This window comes from Aeromicrobium duanguangcaii, from assembly GCF_024508295.1.
Taxonomy (GTDB): domain Bacteria; phylum Actinomycetota; class Actinomycetes; order Propionibacteriales; family Nocardioidaceae; genus Aeromicrobium; species Aeromicrobium duanguangcaii.
The window spans coordinates 2,993,772-3,010,588 of sequence record NZ_CP101990.1 but is presented as its reverse complement, the minus strand read 5'-3'; the positions used below and the strand labels follow the sequence as shown (position 1 = coordinate 3,010,588).

The 16,817-nt window shown below is 70.1% G+C and carries 15 protein-coding genes; 13 read left to right on the top strand and 2 right to left on the bottom strand.

Going from position 1 to position 16,817, the window contains the following annotated elements:
- Nucleotides 1-22 precede the first annotated feature (22 nt).
- The 5 genes from NP095_RS14670 (at nucleotide 23) to NP095_RS14650 (ending at nucleotide 6,083) form a co-directional block, all read left to right on the top strand.
- Nucleotides 23-1,195: an acyl-CoA dehydrogenase family protein gene (locus tag NP095_RS14670; RefSeq protein WP_232418449.1), complete on the top strand. Its 1,173-nt coding sequence runs from the start codon at nucleotides 23-25 to the stop codon at nucleotides 1,193-1,195.
- Nucleotides 1,192-3,318, top strand: coding sequence for an acetate--CoA ligase family protein (locus NP095_RS14665; protein ID WP_232418452.1), 2,127 nt, complete (start codon nucleotides 1,192-1,194; stop codon nucleotides 3,316-3,318). Before NP095_RS14670 ends, NP095_RS14665 begins: the two co-directional genes overlap by 4 nt.
- A gap of 102 nt (nucleotides 3,319-3,420) precedes the next feature.
- Nucleotides 3,421-4,404: an alpha/beta hydrolase gene (locus NP095_RS14660; RefSeq protein ID WP_232418454.1), complete on the top strand. Its 984-nt coding sequence runs from the start codon at nucleotides 3,421-3,423 to the stop codon at nucleotides 4,402-4,404.
- A 78-nt stretch (nucleotides 4,405-4,482) separates the two neighbouring features.
- On the top strand, nucleotides 4,483-5,043 hold the full coding sequence (locus NP095_RS14655) for a hypothetical protein (protein ID WP_232418456.1): 561 nt from the start codon (nucleotides 4,483-4,485) through the stop codon (nucleotides 5,041-5,043).
- Nucleotides 5,044-5,147: 104 nt separating this feature from the next.
- Nucleotides 5,148-6,083, top strand: a complete 936-nt coding sequence (locus NP095_RS14650; RefSeq protein ID WP_232418458.1) for an adenosine deaminase — start codon at nucleotides 5,148-5,150, stop codon at nucleotides 6,081-6,083.
- A 3-nt stretch (nucleotides 6,084-6,086) separates the two neighbouring features.
- On the opposite strand, the gene NP095_RS14645 is transcribed toward NP095_RS14650, so the two are convergent.
- Complete coding sequence (locus tag NP095_RS14645) at nucleotides 6,087-7,253, bottom strand: nucleotide sugar dehydrogenase (RefSeq protein ID WP_232418460.1); 1,167 nt, start codon at nucleotides 7,251-7,253, stop codon at nucleotides 6,087-6,089.
- A gap of 125 nt (nucleotides 7,254-7,378) precedes the next feature.
- On the opposite strand from NP095_RS14645, the gene NP095_RS14640 reads away from it, so the two are divergent.
- Nucleotides 7,379-8,500, top strand: a complete 1,122-nt coding sequence (locus NP095_RS14640) for a glycosyltransferase (RefSeq protein ID WP_232418462.1) — start codon at nucleotides 7,379-7,381, stop codon at nucleotides 8,498-8,500.
- On the top strand, nucleotides 8,497-9,657 hold the full coding sequence (locus tag NP095_RS14635; protein ID WP_232418464.1) for a glycosyltransferase: 1,161 nt from the start codon (nucleotides 8,497-8,499) through the stop codon (nucleotides 9,655-9,657). The genes NP095_RS14640 and NP095_RS14635 overlap by 4 nt, the downstream gene beginning before the upstream one ends.
- 17 nt (nucleotides 9,658-9,674) lie before the next feature.
- On the opposite strand, the gene NP095_RS14630 is transcribed toward NP095_RS14635, so the two are convergent.
- Nucleotides 9,675-10,178 (bottom strand): acyltransferase, encoded by a 504-nt coding sequence (locus tag NP095_RS14630; protein ID WP_232418466.1) that lies wholly within the window; start codon nucleotides 10,176-10,178, stop codon nucleotides 9,675-9,677.
- Between the two features lie 190 nt (nucleotides 10,179-10,368).
- Here NP095_RS14630 and NP095_RS14625 point away from each other — a divergent pair, with 190 nt between their 5' ends.
- From NP095_RS14625 to NP095_RS14600, 6 genes are read left to right on the top strand one after another with little or no spacing between them, the layout of a single operon-like run.
- Nucleotides 10,369-11,709 carry a hypothetical protein gene (locus NP095_RS14625; RefSeq protein WP_232418468.1) on the top strand — a complete coding sequence of 447 codons (1,341 nt, stop codon included), beginning with the start codon at nucleotides 10,369-10,371 and terminating at the stop codon, nucleotides 11,707-11,709.
- A gap of 4 nt (nucleotides 11,710-11,713) precedes the next feature.
- Nucleotides 11,714-12,979 carry a lipopolysaccharide biosynthesis protein gene (locus NP095_RS14620; protein WP_232418470.1) on the top strand — a complete coding sequence of 422 codons (1,266 nt, stop codon included), beginning with the start codon at nucleotides 11,714-11,716 and terminating at the stop codon, nucleotides 12,977-12,979.
- 6 nt (nucleotides 12,980-12,985) lie between these two features.
- Nucleotides 12,986-13,792 (top strand): glycosyltransferase, encoded by an 807-nt coding sequence (locus tag NP095_RS14615; protein ID WP_232418471.1) that lies wholly within the window; start codon nucleotides 12,986-12,988, stop codon nucleotides 13,790-13,792.
- Nucleotides 13,789-14,805, top strand: a complete 1,017-nt coding sequence (locus tag NP095_RS14610; protein WP_232418473.1) for a glycosyltransferase — start codon at nucleotides 13,789-13,791, stop codon at nucleotides 14,803-14,805. Before NP095_RS14615 ends, NP095_RS14610 begins: the two co-directional genes overlap by 4 nt.
- Before the next feature lie 5 nt (nucleotides 14,806-14,810).
- Nucleotides 14,811-15,725 (top strand): glycosyltransferase family 2 protein, encoded by a 915-nt coding sequence (locus tag NP095_RS14605; protein WP_232418474.1) that lies wholly within the window; start codon nucleotides 14,811-14,813, stop codon nucleotides 15,723-15,725.
- Entirely contained in the window at nucleotides 15,722-16,798 is a 1,077-nt protein-coding gene (locus NP095_RS14600; protein ID WP_232418476.1) for a glycosyltransferase family 4 protein, read from the top strand. The genes NP095_RS14605 and NP095_RS14600 overlap by 4 nt, the downstream gene beginning before the upstream one ends.
- Nucleotides 16,799-16,817 lie beyond the last annotated feature (19 nt).

Below are 16,817 nucleotides of genomic sequence, written 5' to 3'. Positions count from 1 at the left end.
AGCCATTCTCAAAGGAGAGAACATGATCGACTTCGAACTCAGTGAGGAACAGCGTGCCGTCAAGGACGCCGTGCGCCAGTTCATCACCCGTGAAGTCATGCCGTTGGAGTCCACGGTGCTGCTCAACGAGCGTGAGGGGCGACCGGGCATCGACCTGGAGACCCTGCGCGATCTGCAGGCCAAGGCACGCAAGCACGGCTACTGGGGCATCAACACCCCCGAGGAGTACGGCGGCATGGCCGCAGGACCGATCATGTCGGCGATCATCGCGGGCGAGTCCGGTCGAACGTTCGTCCCGTTCCGCTTCGGCGGCTCGGCCGACAACATCCTCTACGCGGGAACCGAGGAGCAGAAGCAGGAGTTCCTGATCCCCACGATCGAGGGCGAGCGGCGCAGCTGCTTCGCGATCACCGAGCCCGGTGCCGGCTCGGACGCCCGGAACATCCGCACGCGGGCCGTGCGCGACGGCGACGAGTGGATCATCAACGGCGAGAAGATCTTCATCACGAACGGCAACGAGGCGGACTTCGTCATGGTGTTCGCCGTGACGAACCCCGAGCGCGGCGCCAACGGCGGCGTCACGTGCTTCCTCGTCGACCGGGCCATGGGCTGGGAGTCCACGCCCATCCCGACGATGGGCGAGTGGGGGCCGGCGTCCCTCAGCTTCCAGGACGTGCGCGTGCCGCACCGCAACATCCTCGGCGAGGAGGGCCACGGCTTCGACCTGGCGATGCAGTGGATCGGCCAGGGCCGGTTCATGATCCCGGCCGGGGCGCTGGGCGCCGCCGAGCGCATGATCGAGATGGCGATCGAGCAGGCGAACAGCCGCGTCTCGATGGGCAAGCCGATCGCCGAGTACCAGGCGATCCAGTGGCACATCGCCGACAGTGCGGTCGAGCTGGAGGCGGCACGCTGGCTGACCCTGCGGGCGGCGTGGCAGGTGGAGCAGGGCGTCGATGCCCGGCACTCCTCGTCGATCGCGAAGCTCTACGGCACGAACATGGCCAACCGTGTGGTCGACCGCGTGCTGCAGATCCACGGCGGCATGGGCTACACGAAGGAGCTGCCGCTCGAGCGCTGGTACCGCGAGCTGCGCCTGCTGCGCATCTTCGAGGGCACCGACGAGATCCAGAAGCGCACGATCGCGCGCAACCTCCTGCGCGGTCACACCACCGTGGGGGCGTCGCTGTCATGACCGGGACCTCGACCATCGACCCGATGGCGTTCTTCCGCCCGAAGTCCGTCGCGCTCGTCGGCGCGACGGACAAGTCGGGCTGGTCGGTCGCCACGTTCAACAACCTGCGGGTCAACGGATTCGCCGGAGACGTCTACCTGGTCAACCCGAAGGCCACCGAGGTGCACGACACCCCGGCCTTCGCCTCGCTGGCGGACATCCCCGCCGCGGTGGATCTGGTCTACGTCATGACGCCGATCGGCGTCGTGCCCGAGGTGATCCGTCTCGGTGCGGAGCTGGGCACGCGTCACTACGTCGTCCTCACGGCCGGCTACGGCGAGGTCGGTGGCGAGGGAGCGGTCCGCGAGCGCGAGCTGCTCGACCTGGCCGAGGAGCTCGACGTGACGATCCTCGGCCCGAACGGGAACGGCTTCATCAATGCGGCCGACGGGATCACTCCGTACGGCCTCCCGATCCCGCAACCGCTCATCGCCGGCTCGGTCGGCGTGGTGCTGCAGAGCGGCGCGCTCGCCAGCAGCGTGCTGTCGTTCGCGCAGTCGCGCAACATCGGGATCTCGCTGCTGGTCGCCATGGGCAACGAGACGGTCATGTCCGTGACCGACGTGGTCCGTGGTCTGGTCGCCGACCCCAAGACCAAGGCGATCGCCCTGTTCCTGGAGTCGGTGCGCAAGCCCGAGGAGTTCGCCGAGGTGGCGCGCGCCGCGCTCGAGGCGGGCAAGCCGATCGTGGCACTGAAGATCGGCCGCAGCGTGAAGGCGTCGCGGACGGCTCAGGCGCACACCGGTGCTCTGGTCGGTGACGACAAGACAGTGGCCGCGGCGTTCGAGCAGCTCGGGGTCATCCGGGTGGTTTCCCTGGAGGACCTCATCATCACGGCCGGCATGCTCGCCGCGACAGGTCCCCTGCCGGGCAAGCGGGTCGGCGTGGTCACGCCGTCGGGTGGTGCCTCCGAGATCATCGCCGATCGCGCGGAGGACGAAGGGCTGGACCTGCCGGAGTTCACCGATGAGACGACGGCACGGTTGCGGGAGGTGTTGCCGTCGTTCGCCACACCGAACAATCCGCTCGATGTCACGGGCTACGTGCTGCTGGACCGTGAGCTGATGGGCCGTGCGCTGCAGGTGGTGGCGGCCGATCCGGGGATCGACTTCGTCATGATGTTGCAGGACCTGCCGCGGCAGACTCCCGATCCGCAGCTGGCCCTGGAGTTGTACTCCCGCAACGCGGCCACGATTCGCGAGGCGTCCACGCCGATCATCCCGGTCGGGAACGTCCTGACGGACATCAACGAGACGGGCCGGATGATCCAGGCGGGCTCGGACTATCCCCAGGTCGCGGGCGGCATCGAGCACGGGCTGACCGCGCTCGGGCATGCGGTGAGGTGGTCCGAGACGCTGCGGAACCACCGCGCGGGCCGGCAGCAGCCGCCGCAGGTGACCGCGGCGTTCCCCGACGGCCTGCCTGAGCGCCGGGGGTCGTGGTCGGAGGCGTCGGCCGCGAAGTTCCTCGCGGCGAACGGGGTGCCCATGGTCCCGGCCGAGCTGGTCTCGTCGGCGGACGACGCCGTCGCGGCCGCGGAGCGCATCGGTTATCCGGTGGTCGTGAAGGCGGCCGTCGAGGGGCTCGAGCACAAGAGCGACATCGGGGGAGTGAAACTCGACCTCGCATCGGCGGAGCAGGTGCGCGAGGCCGTCGAGCAGGTCCTGGGGGCGACGGCCCGGGCCGGTCACGAGGGAGCTCAGGTCCTGGTGCAACCGCAACGCAGCGGTGGGACCGAGCTCCTGGTCGGCGTGGTGCGTGACCCGGCGTGGGGCCTCACTCTCGCGGTCGCCCTCGGCGGCGTCTGGGTCGAGTTGCTCGGCGAGAGTGCGCTGCGCGTCCTGCCGGTGGCTCAGGACGAGGTGCGTCGAGCGATCGGCTCGCTGCGCGGACTGCGGGTCCTGCAGGGGGCGCGCGGTGGCGAGGCGGTCGACATCGACGAGCTGGCGCGCGTGGTCACCCAGATCGGTGCGCTCGCCCATGCGCTCGGTGACGAGCTGGTGGCCCTGGAGGTCAATCCCCTCCTGGTCTCGGCCGAGCGGATCGAGGCACTCGACGCCCTGGTGACCTGGGCCGCCGAGTGACAGAGGGAGGCGGACCGCTCGGCTCGTCCGGGCGGTCCGCGTCCCTCAGATGATCGCGGCCGTGTCCCGGGGCAGGCCGAGATCTGCCACTACGCTCGGGCCGTGAGAATCGCGCGGCTGGTGGGTCGGTGGGTGCTTCGGGGCTTCCTGGTGCTGTTGGTGGCACTGCTCTCCGTCGGAGTGTGGGCCCAATTCAGCCCGCGGCCCGGGGTCTTCGTCATCAACTGGCTGTTCTCGCTGACAGACACCGGTGAGGTCAAGGGCATGTCGGCGACCGGCGTGACCGGTCGCACCGACCTCGCCTACGGCACGGGCAAGGACGAGACGCTCGACGTGTGGTCGCCCGAGGACCAGACGAAGCCCTTGCCGGCGATCGTGTGGGTGCACGGCGGCGCCTGGATCGGCGGTGACAAGTCCCAGCCCGCGCCGTACCTGCGGCTGTTGGCCCAGCACGGGTACGTGGGCATCGGCATCGACTACTCGCTCGCGCCGGACCACCACTATCCGGTGCCGTTGCGCCAGTTGGGTGACGCGCTGCGGTACGTGCAGGAGAACGCGGCCGAGCTGGGGGTCGACCCCGATCGCATCGTGCTGGCCGGCGACTCGGCCGGATCCCAGATCGCGGCCCAGTACGCGGCGGTGGTGACCAATCCGAAGTACGCGAGCGAGGTCGGCGTCGAGTCGGCGCTCGAGCCCGCCCAGTTGCGGGGGACGATGCTGCACTGCGGGCCCTACGACCCGCCGATGGTGGTGAACGCCGGCGGCGCGGGCGGCTGGTTCGTGCGCACGGTCGGCTGGGCGTACCTCGGGACGAAGGACTTCACCGATCCGCGCGTGAAGCAGGCGTCCGTCGTCGACCACGCCACGGCCGCCTACCCGCCCACCCTGCTCAGCGGTGGCGACGACGACCCGCTGACCGAGCAGGGCCGCGCGTTCGCGAAGCGGCTGAAGGACCTGGGCGTCACGAACGAGCCGCACTTCTTCCCCGGTCTGGGTCATGAGTTCCAGTTCGACCTGACGCGCCCGCAGTCCCGCGAGGTGCTCGACGCCTCCATCGAGTTTCTGGGGCATCTGGGACAAATGTGACAAAACGCGTCATGCGAGCCGGTCTGCGTGGTCTCATGTATGACGGCGCAGGGGGCGCCGATGTGGAGGTGGAACACGATGGCTTCCTGGTGGAGGGCGTCGAACCCCGAGCTCGTCGTGGCGCCGACCGGTGCCCCGATGATCGGATCGGTCCATGACCGGCGGTTCGTCGATCGCGAGCTCGTGCAGCCCGGGCCCAGTGGCCGGCTGCTGAGGAAGAACGTCGCCGAGGTGCTCGCCGCCGTCGGTGACGTCGACCCGATGAGCCTCTACGAGACCCGCGTCGACGACGTCACCGTCATCGACGGCCCTTCCGTGCACTGTTACTTCCGCTCCGAGGGTGACGTCGTGGTCGAGTCCGTCGACCCGGACGGCTGGCGCCGGTTCACCTTCGTGACCGAGCCGCGCGTGATGGCGCGCCTGGTCATCGACTTCGCGGCGATCGTCCCCGGTGGCCCCGGCCGACTGGTCGCCTGCGCGTTGGCCGAAGGCAGCGCGGTCCTGCTCTCGGACGGCACGAACGTGGTGCTGGGCGACCTGCCCGAGAGCCACGGCCCGGCGCACCACACCGTTCGCCTCGAGCCGGAGGACCTCCAGCTGCTGTTGCTGGCACGGCTGCGGACGCCTGCCCTGGCCTGAGCCACCGCACGACGGTGGTGATACCCACCCGGTCGGTAGCCTTGCGGGGAGCCCACGACGATCCTGTCGCGGGCTCGTGTCGCGCCATGCGCCGAGAGGAACCGATGACCCCGCATCCTGCTGCCGAGCTCCACGTCCACATCGAGGGCACCCTCGAGCCGGAGCTCATCTACGAGCTGGCCGAGCGCAACGGCATCGACCTGCCGTACGCGGGGCTGGACGATCTGCGGGCCCGGTACGAGTTCGACGACCTGCAGTCCTTCCTGGACCTGTACTACGCGAACATGCAAGTGCTGGTGAGGGCGCAGGACTTCACGGACCTCGCCCTGGCGTACCTGCACCGCGCGGCGCAGGCGAACGTGGCGCGGGCCGAGCTGTTCTTCGACCCGCAGGCCCACCTGGTGCGCGGTGTCGAGCTGTCGACGGTGATGGAGGGGCTGGGCGCGGCGATCAAGCGGTCGCCGTCCGAGACCGGCGTCGAGGCGGCGCTCATCGCCTGCTTCCTGCGTGACCGCCCGCCGGCCGAGGCGGTCGAGGTGCTCTCGGAGCTGATCGAGATGGGCGCCCCGATCATCGGGATCGGCCTGGACTCGGCCGAGCGGGACTACCCGCCCCGTCTGTTCAAGGACGTCTTCGACCTGGCCGCCGCGCACGGACTGCACCGCGTGGCCCACGCCGGCGAGGAGGGCCCGGCCGACTACATCCGCGAGGCCCTCGACGTGCTGGGCGTCGAGCGCATCGACCACGGCGTCCGCTGCCTGGAGGATCCCGACCTCGTCGCTCGCCTCGTGCGCGACCGGGTGCCGCTGACGGTCTGCCCGCTGTCCAACGTGCGCCTCAAGGGCATCGCACGGATGGAGGACCACCCGCTCAAGCACATGCTGGAGCTGGGCCTGAACGTCAGCATCCACTCCGACGATCCGGCCTACTTCGGCGGCTACCTCGACGACAACATCACCGCCGTGCGCGAGGCGCTCGGGCTGACGCCCGAGGACCTGGCCACGCTCGCGGCGAACTCGCTGGCGTCGGCGTTCCGCTGACGGTCAGTCGCGCCCGTAGATGTCGCGCGTGTAGACCTTCTCGCTGACGTCCGCGAGGACCTCGGTCCGGCGGTTGGCGACGATCAGGTCGGCACGCTGCTTGAACTCCTCGAGATCGTTCACGACCTCGGAGTTGAAGAAGGAGTCCTCCGCGAGGGCCGGCTCGTGGACGATGACCTCGATGCCCTTGGCCTTGAGCCGCTTCATGATCCCCTGGACCGACGACTCGCGGAAGTTGTCCGATCCGGCCTTCATGATCAGGCGATAGATGCCGACGACCTTCGGGTCCCGCGCGAGGATGTCCGACGCGATGAAGTCCTTGCGGGTCGTGTTGGACTCGACGATCGCGCTGATGAGGTTCTGCGGGACGTCCTGGTAGTTCGCGTGCAGCTGCTTGGTGTCCTTGGGCAGGCAGTAGCCGCCGTACCCGAAGCTGGGGTTGTTGTAGTGGTGGCCGATGCGGGGGTCGAGACTGACGCCCTCGATGATCTGGGCCGCGTCGATGCCCTTGTGCGAGGCGTACGTGTCGAGCTCGTTGAAGTAGGCCACGCGCATCGCGAGATAGGTGTTGGCGAAGAGCTTGATCGCCTCAGCCGCGGTGGACTCGGTCAGCAGGACGGGGATGTCATCGGCCTCGGCGCCCTGGACCAGCAGATCGGCGAACACCTTGCCGGCCCCACCCTGGTCGCCGACCACGATGCGTGACGGGTGCAGGTTGTCGTGGAGCGCACGTCCCTCGCGCAGGAACTCGGGCGAGAACATGATCGAGGCGTCCGGGAACTCGGCTCGCAGGCCCTCGGTGAAGCCGACGGGGATCGTCGACTTGATGACGATGTGCGCGTCGGGGTTGAACGACAGGGCCGTCTGGACGACCGTCTCGACCGAGCCGGTGTTGAAGTAGTTGGTCACCGGGTCGTAGTCGGTGGGCGTGGCCACGATGACGTAGTCGGCGCCGGTGTAGGCCGCCTCGGCGTCGAGGGTGGCGCGCAGCGACAGCGGCCGCGAACGCAGGTATTCCTCGAGCTCGACATCCTCGATGGGGGAGCGTCCCGCGTTCACGAGCTCGACCTTCGCCGGGTCGATGTCCACGAGGTGCACCTCGTGGTGCTGGGCCAGCACCACGGCGTTCGAGAGGCCGACATACCCGCTGCCGGCGACGGCGATCTTCATGGGCCAAGCGTAGGTGACGCACCTCTGGGGCTGGACGCGATCCTGATCGCCGATGCACCGACGACCCTCCGGGAGCGTCCCGCTGGCTAGCATGGCCAGACCTGTCCGGTGACGTAGGGAGCGAGATGACCACTCTGCTTGCGCACGAGTGGCTCGCGCCGATCGGGGGCTCGGAGAACGTCTTCGAGGAGTTGTCGCAGATCCTCCCGACCGCCCACCGGATGTGCCTGTGGAACGACGCCCCGGAGCGGTTCAGCGCCGAGATCGAGGAGACCTGGCTGGCGCGATCGCCGCTGCGGCGATCCAAGGCGCTGGCCTATCCGTTCCTCTCCGACGCGTGGAAGCGGGTCGATCTCGACGGGGTCGACCGCGTCGTCGTGAGCTCGCACGCCTCGTCCCACTACCTGGCGTCGCGGGCCGCCGAGTCCGGGATCGCGTCCTTCGCCTACGTGCACACGCCGCCGCGGTACGTCTGGGCGCCGGAGTTCGACGCGCGCGGAGACTCGAGGCTCGCGCGGGCCGGTCGCGCGTTCTTCAAGGGACACGATCGGCGACTGACCTCGCAGAAGGTCGCCTACGCCGCCAACAGCGAGTTCATCCGACGTCGGATGCGGGAGGCGTGGGGGGTGGACGCCCACGTCATCCACCCGCCCGTCGACGTCGAGACCATCCAGTCGCGCGATGACTGGCGCACGGAGGTCGTGGACGCCGAGGAGCTCACGAGGCTCGATGCGCTGCCACCTCAGTTCGTGCTGGGTGCCTCGCGGCTGGTGGAGTACAAGCGGCTCGACGCGGCGATCGACGTGGCCGAGGCCCTCGGACTTCCCGCCGTGATCGCGGGATCGGGGCCCCACGAGGCGGCACTCAGGGCGCTCGCGGCGCAGCGGCGGGTCCCCGTGACGTTCTTCGGCCACGCGAGCACACCGGCTCTCCATGCGCTCTACCAAGCCGCCGGCGTCTTCGTGTTCATGGCGGTGGAGGACTTCGGCATCATGCCGGTCGAGGCGATGTCGCTGGGCACGCCGGTGGTGGTCTCGCCCCTGGGCGGTGCGAGGGAGAGTGTCGAGGCGATCGGCGGCGGTGTGGTCCACGAGGGCGCCACGTACGAGGACCTGCCGGACGCGCTGAGCGCGCTGGAGGTCGACCCGGCCCGGATGGCCGACCGGGCGCGGCAGTTCTCCCGGGAGTCCTTCGGCAGGAACGTGCGGGCGTGGCTGGGGTCCGGCGACTCGGAGCCGGTCACGTGAGCTCCCGCGCCTCGGTCCTGGTGCTGGGCACCGCCGACTGGAACCAGCCGATCGCCACCAACCAGCACTACGCCGTGCGGGAGCTGGCGCGCGAGTTCGACGTGACGTTCGTCGAGTCGACCGGTCTTCGCCGTCCCGAGCTGTCGCGACGGGACCTCGGGCGGATCCTGCGCAGGCTCGGGCGGGTCGTCGGGAAGAAGGGGCCGATCGAGAGCGCTCACGACGCGCGACCGGTACCCGACGGGGTGACCGTGGTGAGCCCTCTCGTCATCCCGTGGCACGTCCCGCCGTTCACGTGGATCAATCGACTGCTGATGACGCGCCTGGTCCGCGCGTGGTCCTCCGGTGGAGCGAGCCGGATGCTGTGGACCTACACGCCCGTGACGTTCGGGCTGGAGCGGTCGGTGCCCACGGTGTACCACTGTGTCGACCTGCTGGGATCCCAGGCGGGGATCAGCCAGTCGGTCGTGGAGAAAGGCGAACGGGCGCTCGCTCGCGCAGGGGCCGTGGCCGGCGCGAGCAGTGAGGCAGTCTCTCGCCATCTGCGCGACGTCGGCTTCCGCCGGATCGAGGAGTGGCCGAACGTGGCCGACCTCGAGGTCTTCGCTGCCGGTGCGACCTCGTCCCCACGGCGCCCGCGTGCGGTGTTCGCGGGGAACCTGACGGAGTCGAAGGTCGACTTCCGGCTGCTGGCCGAGTTGCTCGGTGCGGGCATCGAGGTTCATCTGGCCGGCCCGATCTCCGAGGGCGGCGGGGACTCACACCGGGCGGTTCGCGACCTCGAGCGCGCCGGCGCGATCCACCACGGAATGGTGGGGCCTCAGGAACTGGCCGACCTGCTCCGCTCCTCGACCGTGGGCCTGATCCCCTACGTGATCAACGAGTACACCCGAGGCGTCAATCCGCTGAAGACCTACGAGTACCTGGCGGCGGGCCTCGCAGTGGTGTCGACGCCGGTGCCGGCCGTGGTCCCCGACTCGGTCGACGTGTTCGTGGCCGCCACCGCGGAGCAGCTCGTCGCCCGGGTACGCGACCTGCTGCCGGTGCCGGATGAGGCCGCGGTCGATCGGCGAGGCGCGCACGCGTCGTCCCATGGGTGGCGCGACCGAGGGGTTCGGATGCGCGCGCTCGTGGACGAGCTGACCACCACGATCTGAGCGTCTGCTCACGTGACCTACCCGGCCTCGGGCAGCGATGACTTCGCGGTGGCCGGCACGCCGGCGTAGACACGATGCGGCTCACAGTCCGAGGTCACCACGGCGCCCGCGGCGATGATGCAGCCGGATCCCACCCGGACGCCGGGCATGATGAGCGCCCGCGTCCCGATCCACACGCCGTCCTCGATCACGATCGGTGCGCCGCCGGCCTTTCCCGCGCGCCGGTCCGGACCGCCCTTCTCATGCGTGCTGGTGCACAGCATGGCCTCCATGCCGATGTCGCACCGTTCGCCGATCGTGATCGGCGCGGCGGTGTCGAAGAAGACGCCGTAGTTGACGGTCGTGCCGTCGCCGATGTGCACGTCGGTGCCGCCGAACCAGCACCCCGGCATGATCGCCGTCCACCCGGGGATGTCCATGCCGAGGGCTCGGAGCAGCCGGAATCGCAGGGCTCGGGGCAGGAGGCTCGACCGAGCGAGCCCGTTGAGGGTCAGGTCGCGGTACAAGCGTTTCGCCCCCATGGACTCAATGTATAGGTCCCGGATTCGGCGTTCGCCCGCTGCGAGTCCGTCCCTTGCGACGCGGTGAGCGGCTCCGTGCGCTGTAGCCTCACTGGGAGAGAAAGGCATCCGTCGGCAGGGTCCGAGAGCGCTCACGGCGGGCGTGGTCCACGTGCAAACGATCACGGTGACAGGTGGGGGAAGCTGGGCGATGAGCCGGACGTCGAGAGGTCCTGCGACGCTCACGCCTGCCAGCGTCCTGGGGTCGGGCGCGGTCGTGGTCGGCGCCCTGATCCTGGGATTCGTGGGCGCCTCGTCGCCGCTCGTGGTCGTCGCATCGGCGGGTCTGCTGTGCGCCGTTCTCGCCCCGCGACCGACCATCGCGGTCGCGGTCGCCTGGATCGTCCTGTGCCGGGTGGGCGGCGAGCTGGTCAGCACGCAGGTCGCCGGCGCCACCGTGACGGAGATCGATGGGCTGATCGTTCTCGCGTCGGTCTCGGGTCTCGTCCTGCGAGCCAGGCGGGGACGGCTGGAGCATCACGGCTCGCTGCTCCTGCTGATGCTCTGGCCCACGTGGTTCGTGGTGCGGACGCTCGTCGGCCCGGACGCGGAGGGGTTCATCCAGGTCGCCCCGCTCGTCGACCTGAGATACGTCGCCGCGTTCGCGATCGCCCCGGCCGTGCGCGAGGCCCTGCTCCGGACCCCGAACCCCCAGCGCGTGCTCGTCTCGGCGATCTGCTGGCTCGCGTACATCGCGTGTGCCCTGGCGATCGCCGGCCGCCTGCTGCTCGAACTGGGGCTGCTCGAGCCGGGGCGGTACTCGTTGTTCCTGGTCGGCGTGGACGCCACCAAGGAGATCCGACCCGGCGGCGAGATCCTGATTCCCGTCGTTCTGGTCTTCGCCCTGCGCGGCGACGCGGTGCCGGTGCTGGGGAGACGATGGATCCCGTTCGCCCTCGTCGCCTCGGAGATCGTCCTGAGCCAGACGCTGAGTCTGCTCATCGCGAGCGTTGTCGGCGTGGCCTTCGCCGCAGGGATCGCCGGGCGGGGGACCACCCTGCTCTCGCGGCTGGGGGCCGTCCTCGCCCTGGTGGTGGGTGTCGTCCTGGCCCTGGGTGTCGTGGACGCCGGGGGTCGGTTCAATCTCAGCGAACGGGTGGGCCAGGAGTCCGCCCAGTACCGGTTCCACGAGATCGACGTCATCAGCGACCGTCTTCGCGACGACCCCACGGCGATGCTGATCGGGGCGGGCGGCGGAACGATGATCCAGTTCGACGGCATCGGTGAGGTGAAGCGCGACTCCCACAACGTCTACGCCAGCATCGCGTGGAAGACGGGCCTGGTCGGACTGGCCCTCTTCCTGCTCCCGTTCCTGGCTGCGGCGGCCCGGGCCAGACGCCGGGGTCGTCTGGGCGGAAGCGTCATGGGAGGGTTTGCGGCGATCGGCGTGCTGAGCTTCACGGTGCCCTTCGCCTGGACGGCGTCGGGCCTGGTGGGGTTGAGTCTTCTCGTCGTCCTGTCCGAGTTCCTCGATGACGATCCGGAGGTCTGATCGGGTGTCGCGCAGTCTCCTGGGCAGACGGCTCGCCAACCCGAGCTCGGTCCTGCTGCTCTCCACTCTCGTCTCGTACGCGGTGGCCTTCATCACCGGTGCGATCCAGGCCCGGCTGCTCGGACCGGTGGGCCGTGGTGAATTGGCGACCGCGGTCGTCCCGGCCACCCTCATCGCACTTCTGGCGACGTTCAACACCCAGGACTACTTCGCCAACCGCTCCGCGGTCGGGGACGACCCCCGCCGGCTGGTGCGGGAGTCGGCGGGCATCTCCCTGGTGCTGGGGGCGGTGCTGGTCCCGGTCTACGTCCTCGCGGTCTCGGTCATCCACGACCCCCTGAGCCACGTCTGGTGGATCTTCGTGGGGTACGCGCTGGTGCTGCCCCTCACGCTGTTCACCACCAACACGGTGTGGATCGCCACCGGGCGCGAGCGATGGGCGACCGTCGCCTGGAGCCGGATGCTGCCGGGCCTGCTCCTGGCCCTCGGGCTGGGCATCGCGGCGTTTCTGGGCGCGGGCGTCCTCGGCGTCGGTGCGACGGTGGTGGTCACCGGGACGCTGGGTCCGCTGCTCGCGCTCGCCTGGGCCCGGATGATCCCGCTCGGCCGTCCGAGCCTCACCGCTCTGGGGGCGGCGTGGCGCTTCGGGCTGAAGGCCTGGCCGGCGAGCACGATCTGGTTGTTCTCCCAGCGGATCGACGCGCTCCTGGTGACCGTCATCGCCACCAAGGACGAGGTGGGCTTCTACGTCGTCGCGGTGAGCATCGCCTCCGTCCTGATGGCCGTCTCGAACGCCATCGGCCTCCCGGCCCGGAACTTCGCGGCGCAGGGCAACTTCGTCGCGGTCCGCAAGCGCTTCGCGATCTCCCTCGTGGCCACGGCAGCGGCGGGCTGTGTGCTGTCCGCGGTGATCCCCTTCCTCGTTCCCGTGGTCTTCGGCGCCGCGTTCGAGCCGGTCAACCAGATCGCCTGGATCCTGATCGCCGCCCAGGTGCCGCTCGCCGGAGCGACCGTGCTCAGCTTCGCGCTGGTCGGCTCGGGACACCCCTCGCGTCCTCTCGTCGCCGTCACGCTGGGCCTGGCCACGGCCGTCGGCGCGATCTTCGGGCTCTACCCCGTCCTCGGGGTCGAGGGGATCGCCGTCGCCTCTCTGCTGGGAGCCGTGGTCACCTTCATCTGTCTGCTGGTCGAGGCGCAGCGGATCTCGCACGTCTTCTCGCTCCGGCGTTCCACCCGCAACCAGTCCGCGGCCGATGCCGCAGAGAGGTGAGTGATCGTGGACCAGCCTGACTACGACCTGGTCGTCGTCGGCTTCAACTCGGAGCGTTTCGTTCCGCGCCTGGCCGAGGCATGGCGCGACGCGACCCACCTCGCGCAGCTGGTCTTCGTCGACAACGCGCCGATCCCGACCACCATCGAAGCCGTGAGCACGCAGGCCTGGCCGGTCGAGCCGCTGACGGTGGCCGTTCCGACCAACCCGGGATTCGGCGGGGGCGTCAACCGTGGGGTGGCTGCCCTCGTCGAGGCCAGTCCGTACGTCGTCGTGGCCAATCCCGACCTGCTGGTCCGGGAGGAGCACATCCTCGCCGTGATCGCCGAGCTGGAAGGAGATGAGCGCCGCGCGGTCGGGGGAGTGCAGCTCGTGACCTCCGACGGGCGCCGGGTGTCCAGCGCCCGCGCCTTCCCCACGGTGGGATCACTCGCCGCACGCCGGGTCGAGGACATCGACCTCAGCGCGCGCTCGCGCGAGGTGGACTGGATCTGCGGCGCGTTCATGGTGTGGAGGCGCGAGTGGTTCGATCGCGTCGGCGGTTTCGATGGGCGGTTCTTCCTGTACTACGAGGACGTCGACATCTGCCGGGCCGTTCGCGCCGCCGGCGGGATCTCGTGGGCCGTCTCCGGGTTCCAGGTCATCCACGACCAGGGTCACGGAGAAGAGACCAGTGAGGCGCTGCGTGCGCAGAGTCGTGCCGCCAAGGTGATCTACGCCCGCAAGTGGCTGGGCGCCGCGGGGGTCGCGGCTGCCCGCTGGGGCAACGCGATGGAACGGCTCCGGGCCGTGGCGAGGAGGATTCTCAGGTGACGAAGTCCGTGATGCTGGACGGGCGACTCCTCGTCCGCGGTCCCAGCGGAGTCGGGGACGTCGCCGCCGGCCTGCATGCCGGTCTCGTGGATCTGCATCGATCCGGCGCCATCCGCCTGCAGGTGGCCGTCGACCAGCCGACCACGCAGTTCGAGGCCACCGTCCTTCCGCCGCGAGGATTCATGCACTGGCACCTGCCCCGCGCCGCGAGGAGGGCCGAGTCCGATCTGATCGTGGTGCCGCGGCAGACCCGCCCGATCATCTCGTCGGTGCCGGTCAGGCCCGTCATCCACGACGTCGGCTTCCTGAGCATGCCCGAGGAGTACCTGGACGCGCGGGCGATCACCCTGAGCACGAGGTACGCGATGCGCCGGTCGAAGGTCGCGGTGGTCTCGGAGTTCACGCTGCAGGAGATGCGCGCCCAGGGATTCCACGGCGGCGCCTCGGTCCTGCCGATCCAGGCGGTCCACCGCGTCGAACGTCGAGAAGGCGCCGGCGCTCCGTATCTGTTGACCGTCGGCGTCCAGAACCGGCACAAGAACCTGGCGCGCCTCGTCCAGGCGTGGGACCTGGCCGACACCGGGGACTTCGAGCTGCGGATCTGCGCCAGGCCCGGGAACGCTGCCCGGGAGTTCGAGGAGGCCCTCGAGCGGTCGACCAAGCGACAGTCCGTGCGCGTCGTGGGAGGACTGAGCCAGGACGAGTACCTGGCGATGCTCGGCGAGTGTCACGCCTACGTGCAGCCCTCCCTCTACGAGGGTCTCGGCATTCCGCTGCTCGACGTGGCGGCTGCCGGCATCCCGGTCATCGGCAGCGAGCTGGGCAACACCGGCTCGGTCCTGGAGCCGTCCGAGGTCGGTCTGACGTTCGACCCGTTGCGTCCCGACGAGATGGCGCGAGCCATCGAGAGGGTCCTGCACGATGCCGCGTACCGCGAGGCCGCCTCGCAGTGGCAGATGCAGAACATCGCGATGACCGATTGGCGGGCCGTCGCGCAGGCGGCCATAGGCTAGAGCGCATGCTCCTGTCGGTCGTCACGGTGACGCACAACTCCGCGGGGGTCCTGCCGACGTTCCTCGAGGGGCTGGGCGAGCTCGCGCCGGAATCGGTCGAGATCATCGTCGTCGACTCCGGGTCCGCGGACCTGCCGCAGGTGGAGCGCGCGGTCGAGCGCGTCGGCGGCGTGCTGGTGGCCGCCCCGGACAACGTCGGCTACGGCTTCGGCTCGAACCTCGGAGCACGGTTGGCCTCCGGCACCTGGGTCGCCTTCGTCAACCCGGACGTGACCGTCTCGGCCGGCGACCTGCTGCGGTTGGTCGAGGTCGCCCGCAGCCACGGCCTCAGCGTCGTCGGCCCGACGCTCCGCAACGCGGTGGGTGAGGCACCCCCGTCCGCGCGACCGCTGATCGAGCCGCTCTGGCGCAGGCCCTCGTGGGAGTTCCCCGAGGACGGCTCGGTCGTGCTGGCGCCCAGCATGAGCGGTTGCTGCATGGTCGTGCGGGCCGACCGCTTCCGCGAGATCGGGGGCTTCGATCCGCGGTACTTCATGTTCGCCGAGGAGACCGACCTCCATCTGCGGCTTCGCGAGTCCGGCGACGCGGTGGGAGTGTCGCGCGAGATCGTCGCGTACACCGAGGGCGGCGGAAGCTCCGAGGGCGTCACGTCGAGCTGGGCCGTCGTCCAGCGCTGTGTCTCTCGGGTGGTCTACTCCTTCACGAACCTCTCCGTGCCGGCGGGCATCGTGGATCTGGGATGGCGCGTCCTGCAGCTGCTGAGCGGCCGGGACGCTCCCCGCCGCGCAGCGCTCAGCCAGTTCTCGCGCGAGCTGCTCAGGACACGCCGGCTGGCCCGGCGAGACCCGGAGACGTACGTGCGCACCGTGCGCGTGCAGGACCATCGCCCGACCTCGGGGACGACACAGGCGGCCGGATGACGCTGCGCGTGGCGGTCGTGACGCACTCCGACGTCGAGGGAGGAGCCGAGATCTACCTGCAGCGGCTGTACCGCGAGCTCCCGGAGGTCGAGGTGAAGGTCTTCGGCCGGCTTCCCGGCTGGGACGGGGCCGCGGACGAGCTGGAGCTGAGTCCGAAATGGAGTCGCAGCACCCTCGCGTCGGGATGGCTCCGGCTGCGCCGCGAGCGGCGCCGGGTGCGCGATGCGGTGGAGCGGTTCGCGCCCGATGTCATCCACCTGCAGTTCAAGCGCGAGCAGATCGGGTTCACCCGGGTTCTCTCCGAGATCGCGCCCGTGGTGTGGACGGAGCACGGAGTCATGCCGCGGGCCATGCGCATCGCACTGGGATCGATGTACCGACGGGCCGCGAGGCACGCGACCTCGGTGATCACCGTGTCCGATGCGGTGGGGCGGCAGGTGGCGCCGGTCGTGGGTGACGACAAGGTCCGCGTCATCGAGAACGGCGTCGATGCGACCGCCGCCGCGATCGCGTCGGCGGCCGCGCGTGAGCTCGCCCGTCACGAGCTGGGTATCGGCGAGGGACCGGTGGCCGTGTGGGTCGGCCGCCTGGACGTCGGCAAGCGGCCGGGTCTGGCGATCGAGATCCTCAACGCCTGGGACGGCAACCTCGTGATCGCGGGGGACGGGCCACTGCGCGACGAGGTGGAGCGCGGCGCGGCGGCGAACCCCCGCGTGCACTACGTCGGACGCGTCGATCCCGCGGCGCTCTACCGGGCGGCCGACGTCCTGCTGATGACCTCGGACGGCCGATCAGAGGGCCTGCCGTACGTGATCCTCGAGGCGGCGGCGTTCGGAGTCCCGGCCGTGGCCACGGACATCGACGTCTTCCGCGATCCGGTCCTGGCGTCGGGCGGCGCGGTCGTCTCCGGGGTGGCGCCGGTCGCCTGGGCAGAGGCCGCGGACCGTCTGACGGGGGATCCGTCCCGTCGGTCGACGGTGCGAGCCTGGGCGCAGGAGCACGACCTCCCACGCTGGAGGGACCGGCACCGAGAGGTCTTCGAAGCCGCAGTCGTCGGCTCCGGACCGGGCTGAGCCGCGACCGAGAGGTGAC